Here is a 689-nt window from a genome sequence, read left to right as displayed (position 1 = left end):
CTCCTTCCACCACCCGGCCCGAGACTCCCCGGATCCCGCACTCCATGGCGGCCCCCGACCGCGACACCGAGCTCCGCCGTACCTTCCCCGCCTTCCCGCCCCGGGACCCGGACGGCAAGGGCTTCGCCGAGAGCTGGTGGGGAAACGCGTGGGTCGCCGCGCTGGAGCAGGGCGCGCTGGACGCCAAGCGGCTGGAGCGCGGGCGGGGTTACGCCGGGCAGGGGCATGTCGACGCCATCACCGTGACGCCCGGCCTGGTGCTGGCGTACGTGCGGGGCAGCCGTCCGCGCCCGTACCGCGTGCAAGTGCGGCTGCGCACGCTCGACGACGCCGACTGGGAGCGGTTCCTGGACGCCGCCGCCGACCGGCCCGGGCACATCGCGGCACTCCTCGACAAGGAGATGCCCCAGTCCCTCGCGGACTGCGGCGTGCCCCTGCTGCCGGGCCCGGGCGATCTGGAACCGCGGTGCAGCTGCCCCGACCGGGGCCACCCCTGCAAGCACGCCGCCGCCCTCTGCTACCAGACCGCGCGGCTGCTCGACGCCGACCCCTTCGTCCTGCTCCTGCTGCGCGGCCGGGGCGAACGCGAGCTGCTCGACGCGCTGTCCCGGCTGAGCGCCACCCGTGCGGCGCGCGCCGCCCAGGACAGGGGACCGGCGCCGCTCCCCGGCGTACGGGCCGGTGACGTC

General features: G+C 76.5%; 1 protein-coding gene. It reads left to right on the top strand.

What is annotated here, in order from left to right; translation table 11 throughout:
- Positions 1-689 (top strand): SWIM zinc finger family protein (locus CCL05_RS43270; protein ID WP_244204630.1); only part of this gene is annotated, 689 nt, incomplete at both ends.

Source organism: Streptomyces africanus (genome assembly GCF_002150735.1).
In the GTDB taxonomy this organism is placed as follows: domain Bacteria; phylum Actinomycetota; class Actinomycetes; order Streptomycetales; family Streptomycetaceae; genus Streptomyces; species Streptomyces africanus.
This window is presented reverse-complemented; position numbering and strand designations above follow the sequence as displayed.